Origin of the sequence: Pseudoxanthomonas sp. OG2, assembly GCF_014192765.1 — a bacterium.
In the GTDB taxonomy this organism is placed as follows: domain Bacteria; phylum Pseudomonadota; class Gammaproteobacteria; order Xanthomonadales; family Xanthomonadaceae; genus Pseudoxanthomonas_A; species Pseudoxanthomonas_A beigongshangi.
On record NZ_JACHYM010000002.1, the window covers coordinates 223,272 to 240,984 of the forward strand.

At 68.6% G+C, this 17,713-nt stretch carries 9 protein-coding genes; 1 reads left to right on the plus strand and 8 read right to left on the minus strand.

Translation table 11 applies throughout. The features are described from left to right. Positions 1-122 precede the first annotated feature (122 nt). The 8 genes from gyrA to FHW78_RS14085 all read right to left on the minus strand — a co-directional run bounded on the left by gyrA (position 123) and on the right by FHW78_RS14085 (position 16,061). Positions 123-2,819, minus strand: coding sequence for a DNA gyrase subunit A (gene gyrA / locus FHW78_RS14050; RefSeq protein ID WP_183641846.1), 2,697 nt, complete (start codon positions 2,817-2,819; stop codon positions 123-125). A 276-nt stretch (positions 2,820-3,095) separates the two neighbouring features. Next, entirely contained in the window at positions 3,096-4,151 is a 1,056-nt protein-coding gene (gene mtnA / locus FHW78_RS14055) for an S-methyl-5-thioribose-1-phosphate isomerase (RefSeq protein WP_183641849.1), read from the minus strand. 93 nt (positions 4,152-4,244) lie between these two features. Beyond that, complete coding sequence (locus tag FHW78_RS14060) at positions 4,245-5,036, minus strand: DUF3011 domain-containing protein (RefSeq protein ID WP_225562222.1); 792 nt, start codon at positions 5,034-5,036, stop codon at positions 4,245-4,247. Positions 5,037-5,147: 111 nt separating this feature from the next. Then, a complete protein-coding gene (epmA, locus tag FHW78_RS14065; RefSeq protein ID WP_183641852.1) occupies positions 5,148-6,116 on the minus strand; it encodes an EF-P lysine aminoacylase EpmA in 969 nt (322 codons plus the stop codon). Further along, positions 6,113-8,458: an NAD-dependent DNA ligase LigA gene (ligA, locus tag FHW78_RS14070; RefSeq protein ID WP_183641855.1), complete on the minus strand. Its 2,346-nt coding sequence runs from the start codon at positions 8,456-8,458 to the stop codon at positions 6,113-6,115. The genes epmA and ligA overlap by 4 nt, the downstream gene beginning before the upstream one ends. Positions 8,459-8,693: 235 nt before the next feature. Beyond that, positions 8,694-9,428: a cell division protein ZipA gene (gene zipA / locus FHW78_RS14075; protein WP_183641858.1), complete on the minus strand. Its 735-nt coding sequence runs from the start codon at positions 9,426-9,428 to the stop codon at positions 8,694-8,696. A gap of 32 nt (positions 9,429-9,460) precedes the next feature. After that, positions 9,461-12,964: a chromosome segregation protein SMC gene (gene smc / locus FHW78_RS14080; RefSeq protein WP_183641862.1), complete on the minus strand. Its 3,504-nt coding sequence runs from the start codon at positions 12,962-12,964 to the stop codon at positions 9,461-9,463. 175 nt (positions 12,965-13,139) lie between these two features. Next, complete coding sequence (locus FHW78_RS14085) at positions 13,140-16,061, minus strand: DUF748 domain-containing protein (RefSeq protein WP_183641865.1); 2,922 nt, start codon at positions 16,059-16,061, stop codon at positions 13,140-13,142. A gap of 218 nt (positions 16,062-16,279) precedes the next feature. Here FHW78_RS14085 and FHW78_RS14090 point away from each other — a divergent pair, with 218 nt between their 5' ends. Then, on the plus strand, positions 16,280-17,482 hold the full coding sequence (locus FHW78_RS14090) for an amino acid aminotransferase (RefSeq protein WP_183641868.1): 1,203 nt from the start codon (positions 16,280-16,282) through the stop codon (positions 17,480-17,482). Positions 17,483-17,713: the final 231 nt, after the last annotated feature.

Consider the following 17,713-nt stretch of genomic DNA (forward strand, 5'->3'; position numbering starts at 1 on the left):
CCTGATCCGGTCTTGGCGGCAGTATAGAACGCGGAACACGATGCTTTGGGGTCAGCGAAGCCAGGAACCGGAAAAGAAAAACCCCGGCAAGCCGGGGTTTCTCATCGCGTTGCCGACGGGCCTCAGGCCTGCGGCGGCGCGGCGGTGACATCGCCGGCTTCGGCGGTATCGATTTCGCCTTCCTCGTCCTCGTCCAGCGACGCGTCCAGGCGCTCAACCGCCTGCAGCACCTCGCCCTCGGACAGCCGCATCAGGGTCACGCCCTGGGTGTTGCGGCCGACGCGGGAGATTTCCGAAGCGCGGGTGCGCACCAGGGTGCCGCCATCGGAGATCAGCAGCACCTCGTCGCCGGCACGCAGCAGCACCGCGCCGATCAACTTGCCATTGCGCTCGCTGGTCTGGATGCCGATCACGCCCTGGGTGCCGCGGCCCTTGCGCGGGTATTCGGCCAGCGGGGTGCGCTTGCCATAGCCGTTCTCGGTCGCGGTCAGGATGTAGGCCACGTCGGCGTCGTCGGCGCCGGTTTCCAGCACCGCCTCCTCGCCGGTTTCGACCACGTCCTCGACGCCCTCTTCCTCGCCCTCGTCCACGCCACCGGCGGACTCGGAGACGATCAGGCTGACCACTTCCTCGCCCTCGGCCAGGCGGATGCCGCGCACGCCGGCGGCGGTGCGGCCCATCGAGCGCACCTTGTCCTCGGCGAAGCGGACGGTCTTGCCGTTGGAGGCGAACAGCAGCACGTCGTTGCCGCCATCGGTGAGCGCCACGCCGATCAGCGCGTCGCCCTCGTCCAGGCTGATGGCGATCTTGCCGCGGGCCAGGCGGAACGCGAACTCGGTCAGCGGGGTCTTCTTGACCGTGCCGCTGCGGGTGGCGAAGAACACGTAACGGCCTTCCTCGTAGGCGCGCACCGGCAACACCGCCTGGACCTTCTCGCCTTCCTCCAGCGGAATCCAGTTGATGATCGGGCGGCCGCGGGCATTGGAGCCGGCTTCCGGCAGCTGGTGCACCGGCAGCCAGAACACCTTGCCGCTGCTGGTGAAGGTCAGCAGGGTGTCATGGGTGTTGACCAGCCACAGCTGGTCGATGAAATCCTCTTCCTTGGTCGCCGCCGCGCTGCGGCCACGGCCGCCGCGGCGCTGGGCGCGGTAGGCGCTGACCGGCTGGCGCTTGGCGTAGCCGGCATGCGACAGGGTGACCACCACGTCTTCCGGGGCGATCAGGTCGAGGATGTCCAGATCCTCTTCGCTGTGGCGGATTTCACTGCGGCGCGCGTCGCCGAACTCGGCCTTGACGTTCAGCAGCTCGTCGCGGATGACCTGCAGCAGCACGTCGGGGTTTTCCAGGATGCGGATCAGGCCGGCGATGACCTCCAGCAGTTCCTTGTATTCCTCGGTCAGCTTTTCCTGTTCCAGGCCGGTCAGGCGATGCAGGCGCATCTCCAGGATCTGGGTGGCCTGCACGTCGGTGAGCTGGTAGGCGCCATCGACCAGGCCCACGCCCCTGGGCAGATCTTCCGGGCGCGAGGATTCGGCGCCGGCCGCCGACAGCAGCGCGCCGACCAGGCCCGGCGTCCAGGTCTTGGCCAGCATCCGCTCCTTGGCTTCCTGCGGGTTGGCCGAGGTCTTGATCAGCTCGATCATCTCGTCGATGTTGGCGAGCGCGACCGTCAGGCCTTCCAGGATGTGGGCGCGGGCGCGGGCCTTGCGCAGTTCGAAGATGGTCCGGCGGGTGACCACCTCGCGGCGGTGGCGCACGAACGCTTCCAGCATCTGCTTCAGGTTGAGCAGCTGCGGACGGCCGTCCACCAGCGCCACCATGTTGATGCCGAACACCGATTCCATCGGGGTCTGCGAATACAGGTTGTTCAGCACGACCTCGGCCGATTCGCCGCGCTTGACCTCGATGTAGATGCGCATGCCGTCCTTGTCGGACTCGTCGCGCAGCTCGCTGATGCCCTCCAGCCGCTTTTCCTTGACCAGCTCGGCGATCTTCTCGATCAGCCGCGCCTTGTTCACCTGGTAGGGAATCTCGGTGACGATGATGGCTTCGCGGCCGGTGCGGTCATCGACCTCGATGTCGGCCTTGGCGCGCATGCGCACGCGGCCGCGGCCGGTGCGGTAGCCGGCGATGATGCCGGCGGTGCCGTTGATCAGGCCCGCGGTCGGGAAATCCGGACCGGGGATGTACTGCATCAGCCCGTCGACGTCGATCTCGGGATCGTTGATCAGCGCGATCAGCCCGTCGATCACTTCCGACAGGTTGTGCGGCGGGATGTTGGTGGCCATGCCGACCGCGATGCCGGCCGAGCCGTTGACCAGCAGGTTCGGGAACCGGGTCGGCATGACCGTCGGCTCCAGTTCCTTCTCGTCGTAGTTGGGCTGGAAATCGACGGTTTCCTTGTCGATGTCCGCCATCAGTTCGTGGGTCAGGCGCGACATGCGCGCTTCGGTGTAACGCATCGCCGCGGCGCTGTCGCCGTCGACCGAACCGAAGTTGCCCTGCCCGTCCACCAGCAGGTAGCGCAGCGAGAACGGCTGGGCCATGCGCACCAGCGTGTCGTAGACCGACTGGTCGCCGTGCGGATGGTACTTACCGATCACGTCGCCAACGATACGCGCCGACTTGTAGTACGGCTTGTTGCTGTGCGCGCCCAGTTCGTTCATCGCGTACAACACACGTCGATGCACCGGCTTCAGGCCGTCCCGGACGTCCGGGAGGGCGCGCCCCACGATCACGCTCATGGCGTAATCGAGGTAGCTCTTGCGCATCTCGTCTTCGAGGTTGACGGGGATGATTTCCTTGGCGAGATCAGCCATTCGGGTTCCGTAGTCTCAGGTTTTTCGAGCCGAAACCGGCCTGCCGGGACGGAGCCGGCAACGCTAGCGCGGGCGGGGTTTCAGGCAGGTTTTTACAACCTGCGGAGTGTATCACAGGCGGGACTTTTCCGCCCGTTTTTCAGCCCCGAAACAAGCAGTTAGCCGGTCATCCGATGGCTCGCGGAGGGCATCGCGCCCGAGGCCGCCGGAGCGCCCCTGTCCCTGCCCGGGGCTCCCCCTCTCCGGACGCCGGCAAATGCCACCGGGCCGGCCGGTTCAGCCGAAAGCGGCCCGCATCTTCGCCAGCGTCGGCTGCTCCACCACGCCCTTCTCGGTCACGATGGCGTCGATCAGGCTGGCGGGGGTCACGTCGAACACCGGGTTCCAGGCGGCGATGCCCTCGGCCACCGTGCGGACGCCGCCAATGCCCAGCAATTCGCCGGGATCGCGTTCCTCGATTTCGATGGCGTCGCCGTCCGGCGTGGCCATGTCGACCGTGGACGACGGCGCCACCACCATGAAGCGCGCGCCGTGGTGGCGGGCGGCGATGGCGAGCTGGTAGGTACCGATCTTGTTGGCGGTGTCGCCGTTGGCGCAGATCCGATCCGCGCCCACCACGACCCACTGCACCGCGCCGGTCTTCAGCAGGTGCGAGGCGGCCGAGTCGGCGATGAGGGTGGCCGGAATGCCGTCCTGCTGCAGTTCCCACGCGGTCAGCCGGGCGCCCTGCTGCCAGGGCCGGGTTTCGCCGGCGAACACGCGGCCAATCCGGCCCTGTGCCACGCCCGCGCGGATCACGCCAAGCGCGGTGCCGAACCCGGCAGTGGCCAGCGAACCGGTATTGCAGTGGGTCAGCACGCCGCTGCCCGCCGGGATCAGGGCCGCGCCGAGTTCACCCATGTGGCGGTTGGCGGCCAGATCCTCGTCGGCGATGGCCTGTGCCTCGCGTTCCAGCACCGCGCGCCAGTCCGCGCCCGTTCCATGCAGCGCCGCGCGCATGCGCGCCAGCGCCCAGGCCAGGTTGACCGCGGTAGGGCGCGCCGCGTTGAGGCGTTGCAGCGCCGGTTCCAGCGCGGAGGCGGCCTGCGCGCCATCGGCGGCCTCGACCGCGCGCGCGGCCAGCACCACGCCCCAGGCGGCGGAAATACCGATTGCCGGCGCGCCGCGCACGGCCAGCGCGTGGATGGCCGCGGCGACCTCGTCGCTGGTCGCGCAGGTCAGGTATTCGACCACGAACGGCAGCTTGCGCTGGTCCAGCAGTTCCAGGGCGTCGCCGGTCCAGCGGATCGGACGGATGCGGTCGTAGCGGGCGTAGTCGAAGGCGTCGTTCATCGCGCCATTGTAGCGGCCAGAAAAAAGCCCCGCGCATGGCGGGGCCTTTTCCCTGGGGATGTTCCAGCGGATATGTTCCTGCGAGGTCCGCCGTCACCAGACCCGGAACTCGGCGCGGCAGCCGCCGCTGACCCAGATGCCGCCGCGATCCCAGCCCCAGCTGCGTCCTTCGATGCACGGGGATTTGGAGATCTGCCGCTCCACCCGGGCGCCGCGCCGGACATGGGCGTCGCAATGGCGGGTGCGGTTGTCGTTGGAATCGCAGCGCACGATCTGGTTGTTGCCGCCCCAGTTGCCGCCATTTCCGCCGTTCCAGCCACCGCCGCCGCGACCGCCGACCGCGAACTCGGCGCGGCAGCCGCGCGAGACCCAGATCTGATCGCGCTCACGGCCCCAGTTGTAGCCCTCGACGCAACGGGTCTTGGAGATCTGCCGATGCAGGCGCACGTAGCCGCCGCGCGGAATCGCGCAAGTGCGGTGGCGATCGTCGTTGGAATCGCAGCGGACAATCTGGTCGCCACCGTTTCCGTTCCAGCCTCCGCCATTCCAGCCACCACCGCCCCAACCGCCACCACCGCGCGTGCGGAACTCAGCGCGGCAGCCGCCGGTGACCCAGATGCCGGAGCGATCCCAGCCCCAATTGCGGCCCTCGGTGCAGTAGGTCTTGGACAGCCCGCGAATCAGTTCGACGCCGCCGCGGGTATCGGCCTGGCAATGGCGGTACTTGGCGTCCTGGGACTCGCAGCGGACGACCTGTCCATAGCCATCCCCCGGGTAGCCATAGCCGCGATCCTGGGCCGCCGCCGTCGCGGCCACGGAGCCCAGGGACAGCAGGGACAACAGCGGCAACATCCGATGCATGACGCGGATCGTGGCGTGCTTCATGGCGCGATCTTCCGTGGGTGGTGTTGGTGGAGAATCTACCGGACCATCATGAATGTGAACCCAAGAAACCGTTTCCGTTTTTGACGCTGCCAGAAGACGTTTGGCCGCCACTCAGGCTCGCGCGAAATCGAAGCAGAGCACGTCGGCGATGCGCGGCGTATCCAGCATCGCCATCAGCAGGCGATCCACCCCCAGGGCCACGCCCGCGCAGTCCGGAAAGCCGGCATCCAGCGCCGCCAGCAGGCGCGTATCGATGGCCGGCGCATCCTGCCCGCGGGCTTGGCGCACGGCGACGTCGCGAAGGAATCGCCTTGATTGTTCGGTGCCGTCGGCCAGTTCGTGATAGCCGTTGGCCACTTCCAGCGGCCCCAGGTAGATCTCGAAGCGCTCGGCCACCGGCAGCGCGTCAGCGCGCACGCGCGCCAGCGCGCATTGCGAGGCCGGATAGTCGTACAGCGCCAGCAGTTGGTCGGCCGGAAACGCCGGCTGCAGGCGATGGGTCATCAGCAGATCCAGCCAGTCGTCGCGGTCCAGCCCTTCGGGGTCGATGCGCACGTCCGCCAGCGCATTGCGCAGGACATCGATGTCGTCGAGCATCGGGTCGATGCCGAGCGACTCGCGATAGAGATCCCGGTACGCGACCCGGCGCAGGCGCAGGTCGCGGCCCACCAGCGCCAGGCATTCGCGCAGCAGTCCGGCGCACTCGTCGATCAGTTGCTGGTGATCCCAGCCGACCCGGTACCACTCCAGCATGGTGAACTCGGGGTTGTGCCGGCCGCCGGCTTCACCGTCGCGGAACACGCGTCCCAGTTCGTAGCAATCGCCCAGCCCCGCCGCCAGCAGTCGCTTGAGCGGAAATTCGGGCGAGGTGCGCAGCCAACGACGGCGCGGGCCGGCATCGACATGCCCGCCGAATTCCAGCGAGAACGAAGCGATGTTGGGAACGGTGTTGCCGGCCTGCGACATCACCGGCGTCTCTATTTCCATCACGTCGCGCGCGGCGAAGAACGCCCGCAGGGTGGCGTTCAAGCGGGCGCGCAGGCGGATGGCCTCGAACCGCGCCGAGGGCTGCCAGCTCATGCGTGCTTCGCCAGGAAAGCCAGCAGTTGCGCCTCGTCCCAGATTTCGATGCCCAGCTCCTGCGCTTTCGCCAGCTTGGAACCGGCGGCCTCGCCGGCCACCACCAGGCTGGTTTTCTTCGACACGCTGCCGGCGACCTTCGCGCCCAGCGCCTCGAGTTTCGCGCCCGCCTCGTCGCGGCTCATCGCCGCCAGCCCACCGGTCAGCACGACGGTCTTGCCTTCCAGCGGACCGGCCGGACCGGTGTCGCCTTCGGGCGTGATCGACAGCAGGTGTTCCACCACCTGGCCCGCGTGTGCCAGCAGCCTGGCGTGTTCGGGCGCTTCCAGCCAGGCCGCCAGCGCGTTGGCCGATTCGGACGGCAGGCCGGCGCTGACGAACTGGTGCGCCGGCGCGTCCACCAGCGCCTCCACGCGCGGGAACGCGGCGGCCAGTTGCTCGGCGCGCACGCGGGTGACCTTGGGGATTTCCAGATCCACCAGCAGCGCGGCCAAGCCGAGGTCGTCGCGCAGTTTCGGGTGCGGCGGGTGCGCGTCGGTGAGGGTGACGCCGCGCGACAGCAGATCGTCGATGACCTGCTGGTTGCCGGGCTGGTCGAAGAAATGGCCCAGCGAGCGCGCGACTTCGCCGCCGATGTCGGGCACGCGCTTGAACAGCGGCCACGGCATGCGCCGGATCAATTCCAGATCGCCGAACCACAGCGCCAACGCCTTGGCGGTGCTCTCGCCGACATGCTGGATGCCCAGCGCGAACAGGAAGCGCTCCAGCGTGGTCGTGCGGCTGTGGTCAATCGCCTCGATCAGGTTGTCCGCCCACTTGGTGGCGACCTTGCCCGCCTTCACCGTTTCCGGCGTGGTGCCGTCGCGCTCGTCGGCGCGGCGTTTCATCTCCAGCAGGTCATCCACCGTCAGCCGGTACAGGTCGGCCACCGAGGTGACATAGCCCAGATCGCTCAACACCTCGACGTAACGCTCGCCCAGGCCCTCGATGTCCATCGCGCGACGCGAGGCAAAGTGGCCGATGGCCTCCTTGCGCTGCGCGGCGCAGGTCAGTTCGCCGGAACAGCGCCAGACCGCCTCGCCTTCCTCGCGCACCACTTCCGAACCGCATACCGGGCACCGCGTGGGCATGGACCATGGCTGGGTACCGGGTGGGCGGCGCTCCAGCACCACCCTCACCACCTCCGGAATCACGTCGCCGGCGCGGCGGATGATCACGGTGTCGCCGTTGCGCACGTCCAGGCGGGCGATCTGATCGGCGTTGTGCAGGGTGGCGCGGGTGACGGTGACGCCGCCGACCTGCACCGGCTGCATCAGCGCCCACGGCGTGACCGCGCCGGTGCGGCCGACGTTGACCTCGATCGATTCCAGCACGGTCATCTGTTCCTGCGCCGGGAACTTGTGCGCAATCGCCCAGCGCGGCGCGCGCGAGACGAAACCCATCTCGCGCTGGCCTTCGTAGTCGTCGAGCTTGTAGACCACGCCGTCGATGTCGAACGGCAGCGCGTCGCGCTTGTCGCCGACGCTCCGGTAGTAATCGAGCAGGCCATCCACGCCGTCGACCACGCGGTTCTCCGCGCTGACCGGGAAACCCCACTCGCGCAGGCGCGCCAGGGTCTGCGAATGGCTCGCCGGCAGGTCGCCGCCCTCGACCAGCCCGACCGCGTAGGCGTAGAACGCCAGCGGACGCTGCGCGGTCATGCGCGGATCCAGCTGCCGCAGCGAGCCGGCCGCGCCGTTGCGCGGATTGGCCAGCACCTTGCCGCCCTCCTTCAGCGCGCGCTCGTTGTAGGCGCGGAACGCGGCCAGCGGCATGTACACCTCGCCGCGCACTTCCAGCACCCGCGGCCAGCCCTTGCCGCGCAGGCGCATCGGAATGGCCTTGATGGTGCGCAGGTTGGCGGTGACGTCCTCGCCGGTGGCGCCGTCGCCACGCGTGGCGCCCTGCACGAACGCGCCGTCCTCGTAGCGCAGGCTGATCGCCAGGCCATCGAGCTTGGGCTCGACCGAGAACAACAGGTGCGGCCGCTTCAGCTTTTCGGCGATGCGGCGGACGAAGTCCTGCACTTCCTCGTCGCTGAAGGCATTGCCCAGCGACAGCATCGGGATCGCGTGGCGGACTTCGGCGAACCGGGCCGAGGGCGCGTTGCCGACCCGCTGGGTGGGCGAGTCCGGGGTAATCAGATCCGGGTTCGCCGCTTCCAGTTCGTCCAGTTCGCGCAGCAGCCGGTCGTACTCGGCGTCCGGGATATTGGGTTCGTCGAGGACGTGGTAGCGGTAGTTGGCATCGTCGAGCAGGCGACGCAGCTCGATGGCGCGGTCGGCGGGTGTGGGTGCGGTCATGGCGGGATTGTAGGACGGAGGGCCGCAAAGCCGGCGTGTTCTTATCCGGCGTGTTCTTATCGGGCGCGTTCTTATCAGGCGTGCTCTGATCCGGTGTGCTCTGACCCGGTGTGCTCTGATCCGGGCGATTCGGGAGATATGACCGCCGCGTTGGGGCGGCGCGGCGGAAGCAGCCTGGCGGGCGGATGCAGGACCCGGCCAGGGCGGCCCCGTCACAGGTCCCGGGCGCCCCGGCTTACCAGCGCGGCGGCTTGGTCAGCGGCGGCGCTTCGTGCTGGCGGTCGTAGGCGCGCAGCTCTTCGCGGATGTGCTGGATGCGCTGGCGGCCCAAGGTGTTGCGGCTGTCGTCCAGGACCACGCCGTTGAGCAGTTCGGCCATGCGCTCGACGTTGGGCAGCAGCTTCTCCCAGGCTTCCAGCGCGCTCACCGGCGCCGGCAGGGTCAGGAAGAAGGCGATGGCCGGGGTTTCCATCTCGCGGATGTTGGCCATGTCGAAACTGCCCGGCTGCATGATGTTGGCCATGCTGAAGATCGGACCGCGTTCGGGATGGCCTTCGATCAGCCGGTGGAACACGTTCATGTGGCCGAAGATCAGGCCGGTCTTCTCCGCCGCCACCACGATGTCCTCGCCGCGCAGCACCTGCCCGGCGCGTGCCGCCACGTACAGCGAGACGATCTTGTCGAAGTCCTGGTTGGCGCGTTTGCCCAGGTGGCTGTCGGCGGCGGTCGGGGTGCCGCCGGCCAGGCCGAGTTCGGGCTGGCTGACCTCGTCGCCGGAGTAGTCGCGATCGGTCTCGTAGGCCGTGTCGTCGGTGGCCAGGCTGGGCTCGACGCGGGCGTTGTCGCGTTCCGTCGGTTCCAGCCGCCGGCCCTGGCTGGGCTTCTTGGGGCGGCCGAAGAAGATGATCGCCGCAATCAGGATTGCGCCGGCGATCAGGATGCCGATTCGAAGCATTGCCATGTCGGACACGTCGGATTCTCCGCCAGGGTTTGATCAGGGGTTCAGGCCGCGCCGGCCAGGCGCGCGGCTTCTTCCAGGTCCACCGACACCAGTCGGCTCACACCGGGCTCGCGCATGGTAACGCCACTGAGCTGGTGCGCGGCTTCCATGGTCGCCTTGTTGTGGCTGACGAACAGGAACTGCACCTTCTCGCTCATCTCCTTCACCATGTTGGTGAAGCGGCCGACGTTGGCCTCGTCCAGCGGCGCGTCCACTTCGTCCAGCAGGCAGAATGGCGCCGGATTGAGCTGGAAGATCGCGAACACCAGCGCCACCGCGGTCATCGCCTTTTCGCCACCGGACAGCAGCGAGATGTTGGACACGCGCTTGCCGGGCGGCCGCGCCATGATCGCCACGCCGGTGTCCAGCAGATCCTCGCCGGTCAGTTCAAGGTAGGCGTGGCCGCCGCCGAACAGGCGCGGATACAGCGCCTGCACGCCGGCATTGACCCGGTCGAAGGTGTCCTTGAAGCGGCCGCGGGTTTCGCGGTCGATCTTGCGGATGGCGTCCTCCAGCGTTTCCAGCGCGGTGGTCAGGTCGACGTGCTGCGCTTCCAGGTACTCGGCGCGCTGGGAGGCCTCGCCGTACTCGTGGATGGCGGCCAGGTTGACCGGTTCCAGCCGGCGCATGCGCGAGTCGATCTGGGTGACGGCCTGCTCCCATTCGCGCGCGTCGGCCACTTCCGGCAGGGTGTTGATGACGTCCTCGACGACGAAGCCGGCGGCGACAATCCCCTGCGACAGCTGCTCGGACTTCAGCGCCAGCGCCTGCTGGTCCAGCTTGCGCTGGGAGATCCGTTCGCGCTGGGCCAGTGCCGCCTCGTCGCGCTGGTGGCGGGTCTGCTCGTACTGGCGCAGTTCGTTGTCGATGCCTTCCAGCACCGAGCGCGCCTCGGCCAGCCGGCGATCGGCGTTGACACGCTCTTCCAGCGCCGCCTGGCGCTGGGCGTCCAGTTCCTGCACCGGCGAGTCGCCCTCGCTCAGCTGCAGGGTCAGTTCCTCCAGCCGCGAATCGAGCTGGCCGCGCTGGCCGCCCATCCGATCCAGCGCCTGGCTCAGGGAGATGATCTGGGTGCGCTGCGATTCCAGGGTCAGCGCCAGCGCATGGGTGGCGTCGCGCGATGCGCGCGCCGCCTCGCGGGCCAGATCGCGCGCTTCGACCAGTTGCCGGCGCTCGGATTCCAGGCCCTGCCGGGCCGATTCCAGATCGCCCATCGCGGTGACCGCTTCCTCCAGCCGCAGGCGCGCCTCGCGGGCCTGCTCGCGGCTGCCGTCCAGGGTTTCCACCAACTGGGCGATTTCCTGGTCGATCTTGTCGATGCGGTGGCGGGTGGATTCCACCCGGCCCTGCTGGCTCTGCAACTGGCCGGCCAGTTCGGACACGCCACGATGCGCCAGGTACAGGGCACGCTGCGCGTCCTCGCGCTGCTGCTCGGCGGCCAGCAACTGGTCGCGCAGGTTGGCCAGGCGTTCTTCGAGTTCGGCCTCGCGGGTCTGCAGCGTTTCGATCTCGGCGCGCAGACCCTGGATTTCCCGCTCGCGCAGCAATGCACCCTGCTTGGCCGCGCCGGAACGCAGCACCCGCACCCAGCCGGCGCCGAGGCGCTCGCCGCTGCGGGTGATCACCGAATCGCCGTCGCCCAGCTGCGACTGCAGGCGGCGCGCTTCGGCCAGATCCTCGGCCACGTGCAGGCGCGCCAGCAGACGGCGCACCGCCGCCGGTCCCTGCACCCGCGCCGCCAGCGAGGTCGGCGCGACGTTGAAGTCGGCCTGTTCGTCGGACACCAGCGCGATGCGGCCTTCGCCGAGTTCGCCCAGGGCGTCCACCAGCGATTCCGGCGCATCCACCAGCACGCCTTCGATGAGTTGCCCGAGCGCGCCCTCGACGGCGTTTTCCCAGCCCGGCTCGACGGTCAGGCGCTCGCCCACGCGCGCCGCCGAATCCAGCCCGCGTGCCTTGAGCCAGCTCATCGCCGCGCCCTGCTCCTGGCCCAGCGCGGCATGCTGCAATGTCTCCAGCGAGGACAGCCGGCCACGGGCTTCCTGCGCGCGCTTGCGCACTTCCGACAGTTCGGTCTGCGAAGCACGCTGCTGCTCCTGCACGCCCGCCGCCGACTGCTTGCGCGACTCGACCTGCTCGGTCAGCGACTCCAGCGATTCCTTCTGGGTGTCGTGCTGGATCTGCAATTGCTCGAAGGCTTCGGCCAGCGCGTCCAGATCCAGTCCGGCGCGCTCGGCGGCCAGGTTCTCGCGGCGGCGTTCGGTTTCCAGCGCCTGGCGATCCAGATAATCGACGCGGGTGCGCTCGACCTCGCCGGCGCGCGCGGCCTCGGCCGATTCGCGCGAATGGGTTTCCCAGCGCTGCTGCCAGTCCGACAGGCGCGCTTCGGCGTCGCGCAGGGCGTCCTGCTTGAACAGGTCTTCTTCCTGCAACTGCGCCAGCCGGGGTTCGGCCTCGTCCACGCTCTCGCGCAGGACGTTGAGCTTGGTCTCGTCACCGCTGATGTGCTGGCCCAATTCCTGCAACGCGTTGTGGGCTTCGTCGCGCGCCTTCTTCAGGCGTTCGGCCAGATCACGCTGGTGCTGCATCTGCTGTTCCAGCCGGGCCAGCGTGCTGCCGACCTGGTAGACCTCGCCTTGGGCCTTGTTGAGGCTCTCGGCGGCTTCCTCGCGGCGCAGGCGATCGGTTTCGATGTTGCGCTCGGCCTCGCGCTGCTCGGCGATCAACTGCTGCAGGCGGGTTTCTTCCTGCGACAGCTTCTCGCGCAGGCCCTGCAACTGCACGTCGAGTCCGCGGAACTCCAGCGCCTTCCACTCGGCGTCCTTCACCCGGCGCTCTTCCTGCAGGGCCTGGTACTGCTCGGCCTGCCTGGCCTGGCGCTTGAGGTGTTCCAGCTGCTTGCCGATTTCCTCGCGCAGATCGTTCAGGCGATCCAGGTTTTCGCGGGTATGGCGGATGCGGGTCTCGGTTTCCTTGCGGCGTTCCTTGTACTTGGAGATGCCGGCGGCTTCCTCCAGGTAGACGCGCAGATCCTCGGGCCGGGCCTCGATGATCTGGCTGATCATGCCCTGCTCGATGATCGAGTAGCTGCGCGGCCCCAGGCCGGTGCCGAGGAACAGGTCGGTGATGTCGCGGCGGCGGCACTTGGTGCCGTTGAGGTAGTAGTTGCTCTGGCCGTCGCGGCTGACCTGGCGCTTGACCGATATTTCGTTGAACGCGGCGAATTCGCCGGCGATGGTGTGATCGCTATTGTCGAAGATCAGTTCGACGGTCGCCTGCGACACCGGCTTGCGCGCCGAGCTGCCGGAAAAGATCACGTCGGTCAGCGAGTCGCCGCGCAGACGGCTGGCGGAACTCTCGCCCATCACCCAGCGGACCGCATCGATGATGTTGGATTTGCCGCAACCGTTGGGACCGACCACGCCGGTCATGTTGGTGGGCAGGTGCAACGTGGTCGGATCGACGAAGGACTTGAAACCGGACAGCTTGATGGTCGAAAGGCGCATGCGGCGATGGTTTTCCGGGCATCGCGACCGGCCGGCCGGTGCGCTGCCAAATTGTTGGACTGGATGAGGTTGAATCGCCAAATAATTGATTTATATGACAATCCAATACTGCTCTTGCGGCATTGACCGATGAGTATAACGGGCGCCGGCCCGGCGCGGGACCGCCCGCCCCCGGCTACTCCAGGCCCAGCTCCAGCCGCGCGCCGCCCTCGTGCGCCGCCGGTCCCTTGGCGCCATCGATGAACACCCGGGTGGGATCCACCTCGCCGCCGGCCAGCAACGCATCCTGGACGGCGTTGGCGCGGGCGCGTCCCAGCGCGGCCAGTTCGTCGTCGCCGGGCCGGTACCGGGGCAGCAGCGCCTGGCGCAGCCAGGCCACCTCGGCCGTCTGGCGCGCGGCCTTGCGTGCCTTGCGATCCAGTTCCTCCTGGTCAGCCTCCTGCCCGGCCTCCACGGCCGCCTCCGGGATATCCGGCTTGTGTCCCAGTTGCTGCCGGTACAGCGCCTCCAGCAGATCCCGCTGCTCCCAGGCCTCCAGCGCCGCGACCGCGACCGGCTCGCCCTCGCGCCCGCCCAGCATCGCCGCGTCCAGCCGCTGCCCGGCAATCGCCTCGGCCTCGTCCTCCAGGGCGGTGCCGGCCGGAATGTCCAGCCGCAGCGCCGGGCGTTCCACCAACGCCTTGGCCAACGCGCCCAGGCTGGTGCGCGCGGGTTCGCCCAGTTCGCTGGAGCCGGCGGCGAAATCGACGTAGCGCGCCTGTTCCGCGCCCTTGAACAGCGAGCCGATGAAATCGAACGGCGCGGTCACCGCCTTGACCAGGATGTTCTTCAGGATCTGCCAGACGATCGGCCACACCCGGAAGCTGGGATCGTCCAGCGAGCCGTTCACTGGCAAATCCAGATCGATCACGCCCTGGCGGTTCTTCAGCAGCGAGGTCGCCAACCGGATGGGCAGCGAGACCTTTTCCTGGCTGTCGGTCGCCTCGCCCCACTCCAGCTGATCCAGCACGACATGGTGGGCCGCCTGCAATTTGCGATGGTCGATCTGGTAATGCAGTTCGGTGCTGAGCTTGCCCTTGGCGATGGCGTAGCCGGCGAAGCGTCCGGAGTACGGATTGAAGATGGGCAGATCGATGTTGCGGAAGCTCATCTTCAAATCGGTGCGCTCGTCGTAGGCGAACGGGTTGAGCGTGCCGGAGATCTCCACCGGCGAGTAGCGGTTGACCACCTGCCCGTGCAGATCCACGCGGGCCTGCGCCGAGGGCGCGGTGGACAGCCCGCGGATATGGCCGCGCAGGGCGGCGATGTCGGCGCGGAAGCCGGGATCCATGGAGGCATCGGCGAACGCCATGGTGCCGTTTTCCAATTGCAGATCGTCCAGCTTGACCGCCATCGCCGGTCCCGACGATGACGCCGGCGCCGACGTGGCGGCCGGCGCCGGGCTGGCGAACAGCCGACTGAGGTTGACGGTGCGATCCGGCTCCACCGCCACGATGGCGAACGGCTTGCGCATGACGACCCGGGCGATCTGCAGGCGATCCGGCGCCTGCGCATAGCGCAGGCCGCCGATATCCATCCGCTCCCAGGCCACCACCTGCCGCTTGCTTGCCCGCTCCAGCAGCGAGAAGCCGTCGATGCGGCCTTCGCCATTGAAGGCCAGGGCCGCGCCGCGCTTTCCGTCCCCCGGCAGGGTCAGTTCGCCGTTCGCGCCGAGGGTGCCCGAGCGCAATTCCAGGGCGGGGAAATCCGGCAGGTAGGCCAGCACGTCGCGCAGCGGCAGGCCGGTCAGATCCAGTTGCAGGCGCCCGGCCACGGTGGCGGGTACCACTTCGCCCTGCACGGCCAGCCGGGTCTTGCCGTTGACGGTGGCCGACGCCGCTATCGGCAATGGCTTGTCCAGATCCAGGCTGACCCCGCGGGTGCTGGCGGTCAGCGCCTGCAGGTGGAAGCGGCTGGCCGGCCGGACGGCGCGGTCCTGCACATCGACCTCGGCGTCCTCCAGCGCCACTTCGCCCAGATTGAACCGCCAGGCCGGGCCCGGCGTCGTGGCGGCGGGCGCGGAAGCGGCTTCCGGCATCGACGGGAACAAGCGCATCAGGCTGATCGCGCCGTTGGCCTCGCGGGTCAGCGCGGTCCGCAAGCCGCCCACCCGCAGGCGATCGGCGGCGACCTCGCGCTTGCCGAGCGAGAAACGGGCGCCGGCCAGCGCGATCTCGCCCAGGGTGGCCGCGTTCCTGGTTTCGCCGCGCACGCGCACGTCCACTCCGCTGGCCTGCGCGCGGGACAGCGCCGCTTCCAGCAACGTGCCCGTCGAGGTGCCGGCGGCGAAGCGGTAGCGGCCGGCCACATCGAAGCGGCCGCCATGCAGTTCGAACGGCAGCGCCTCGCTGAGGAAGGCGTAGGCGGTGTCGACCTGGAGATTGGCCGCGTCCAGTTCGCCGTCTGAGGCGAACGGCCGCAACGAGAGTTGCCCGCGCCAGTCGAAGCGTTCGCCCTGATCGCCAGTGGCGGCCAGATGGAATCCACCGCCCTTGCCGTTGCCCTGCGCGGTGCGGAAATCGCGCAGTTCGAACCGGATCGGCGCCAGCCGCTTGCTGGGCTGCAGGCGCCGGCTGTGATCGGCGAAATCGATTGCACCGTCGGCCACCACGAGATGCGCGATCAGCACGTCCGGCGGCGGACCGTCGTCCTTCGAAGGAGGAACCAGGTCGGCCAGGTTGAGCGAACCATCGGCGCGCACCAGCGCCTGTGCGTAGGGCCCGTCCAGGGTCACTTCGCGGAAGGTCCAGGCCCCTTTCCACAGGGAGGAGACCTGGAAATCGATGACCGCCCGGCGCAGTGCGACCAGCGGCTTCTGCCCCGCCGTCGCCGCAGGCTCTTGTATCGCCAGCGCGGTGGCCTCGGCGCGGAAGGTGAAGGGGTTGAATCGCAGTTCGCCCAGGCTCAGCGACTTGCCCAGTTCCTCGCGGACGTAGTCGGTGGCCTCGGCGCGGGCGAAGCGCGGCAGCCACCAGAAGCCCGCCAGCGCGTACAGCCCCGCCACCAGCAACGGCAGGACGATGACCCAAAGCAGTCGACGACGGATCCAGCCCAGCATGACCTGCTCCTTGGAAGGCGCCCGCCTCCGCACGGCCTTGGCCGGTCGGAGCGGAACGAATGGGGCCCGGAGGACCGCCCGATGGTCGGAACAATCACCTTAGCCTGCCCGCCGCCCGGCGCGCCAGCGCCACGCGGGCGCACGTCCGCCGATGGCCTGTTAGGATCGGGGAGTTTGTTCGCGACACCCTTTCCCCCTCACCAACTGGTCACACCGCCGTGTCTCTTTTTGCATCCGTCGAACTGGTTCCGGGCGATCCGATCCTGGGCATGACCGAGGCCTACAACGCCGATTCCCGCCCCGGCAAGGTCAATCTGGGCGTTGGCATCTACTACGACGAACAGGGCCGCATTCCCCTGCTCGATTCGGTCCGCGAGATCGAACAGGCCCTGGCGGCGGAAACCAAACCGCGCGGCTACCTCCCCATCGACGGCCTGCCGGGCTACAACCTGGCGACCCAGAAACTGCTGTTCGGCGCCGGTTCCACCGCGCTGGAGGCCGGCCGCGTGGTCACCGCCCAGACCATCGGCGGCAGTGGCGCCCTGCGCATCGGCGCCGACTTCCTGAAGCGCGCGCTGCCGCAGGCGAAGATCGCCATCAGCAACCCGAGTTGGGAAAACCATCGCGTGGTGTTCGGCACCGCCGGTTTCGAGGTCAGCGACTACCGCTACTACGACCCGGCCACCCACGGCCTGGATTTCGCCGGCATGCTGGCCGACCTGGGCGCGCTGGAGCCTGGCACCGTGGTGCTGCTGCACGCCTGCTGCCACAACCCGACCGGCGTCGACCTGACCGCCGCGCAGTGGGCGCAGGTGGTGGAACTGGTGAAGGAACGCGGCCTGCTGCCCTTCATCGACATCGCCTACCAGGGGTTCGACCAGGGCACCGACGCCGACGCCACCGCGATCCGCCTGTTCGCCGATTCCGGCATCCCGGCGTTCGTGGTCGCCAGTTCGTATTCCAAGTCGTTCTCGCTGTACGGCGAGCGCGTGGGCGCGCTGTCGATCGTCTCGGCCGACCGCGACGAGGCCAAGCGCGTGCAGTCGCACATCAAGCGCACCATCCGTTCCAACTACTCCAGTCCCGCCACCCACGGCGGCGCGCTGGTGTCCGGCGTGCTCGGCAGCGACGAACTGCGCGCGCGCTGGGAGAAGGAACTGGGCGGCATGCGCGAGCGCATCCACACCCTGCGCGCCGGGCTGGTGTCCAAGCTGGCGGCGCTGGGCGCGCCGGAGTTCGGCTTCATCCAGCAGCAGGCCGGCATGTTCTCGTACTCCGGCCTGAGCAAGGCCCAGGTCGATCGCCTGCGCGAGGAATACGCGATCTACGCCATCGGCACCGGCCGCATCTGCGTGGCCGCGCTCAACAGCCAGAACATCGACAAGGTGGCCGAAGCGGTCTATGCGGTGAGCCGCGGCTGAGTCTGGGTTCCTCCGCGGTCTGTCTGGAACCCCCGGCATTGCCGGGGGTTTTCTTTTGGGCTCCGTGCGAAAAGCAAATCCCCCGCCACCCGCTCACGCGGGTGGCCGCCCCCTTTGATCAGCCATTCGGCTGTTGGGAAGCGCTGCAAAGGGGGCATCCCACGCTCCGCCACACCCATCGCATCCCTATCATCCGCACCGAGGCCCGCCGCCTGCGACCTCGCCGTTCCT

Coding starts and splice junctions, on each gene's coding strand:
- gyrA (WP_183641846.1), bottom strand. CDS start 2,819: ATGGCTGATCTCGCCAAGGAAATCATCCCCGTCAACCTCGAAGACGAG.
- mtnA (WP_183641849.1), bottom strand. CDS start 4,151: ATGAACGACGCCTTCGACTACGCCCGCTACGACCGCATCCGTCCGATC.
- FHW78_RS14060 (WP_225562222.1), bottom strand. CDS start 5,036: ATGAAGCACGCCACGATCCGCGTCATGCATCGGATGTTGCCGCTGTTG.
- epmA (WP_183641852.1), bottom strand. CDS start 6,116: ATGAGCTGGCAGCCCTCGGCGCGGTTCGAGGCCATCCGCCTGCGCGCC.
- ligA (WP_183641855.1), bottom strand. CDS start 8,458: ATGACCGCACCCACACCCGCCGACCGCGCCATCGAGCTGCGTCGCCTG.
- smc (WP_183641862.1), bottom strand. CDS start 12,964: ATGCGCCTTTCGACCATCAAGCTGTCCGGTTTCAAGTCCTTCGTCGAT.
- FHW78_RS14085 (WP_183641865.1), bottom strand. CDS start 16,061: ATGCTGGGCTGGATCCGTCGTCGACTGCTTTGGGTCATCGTCCTGCCG.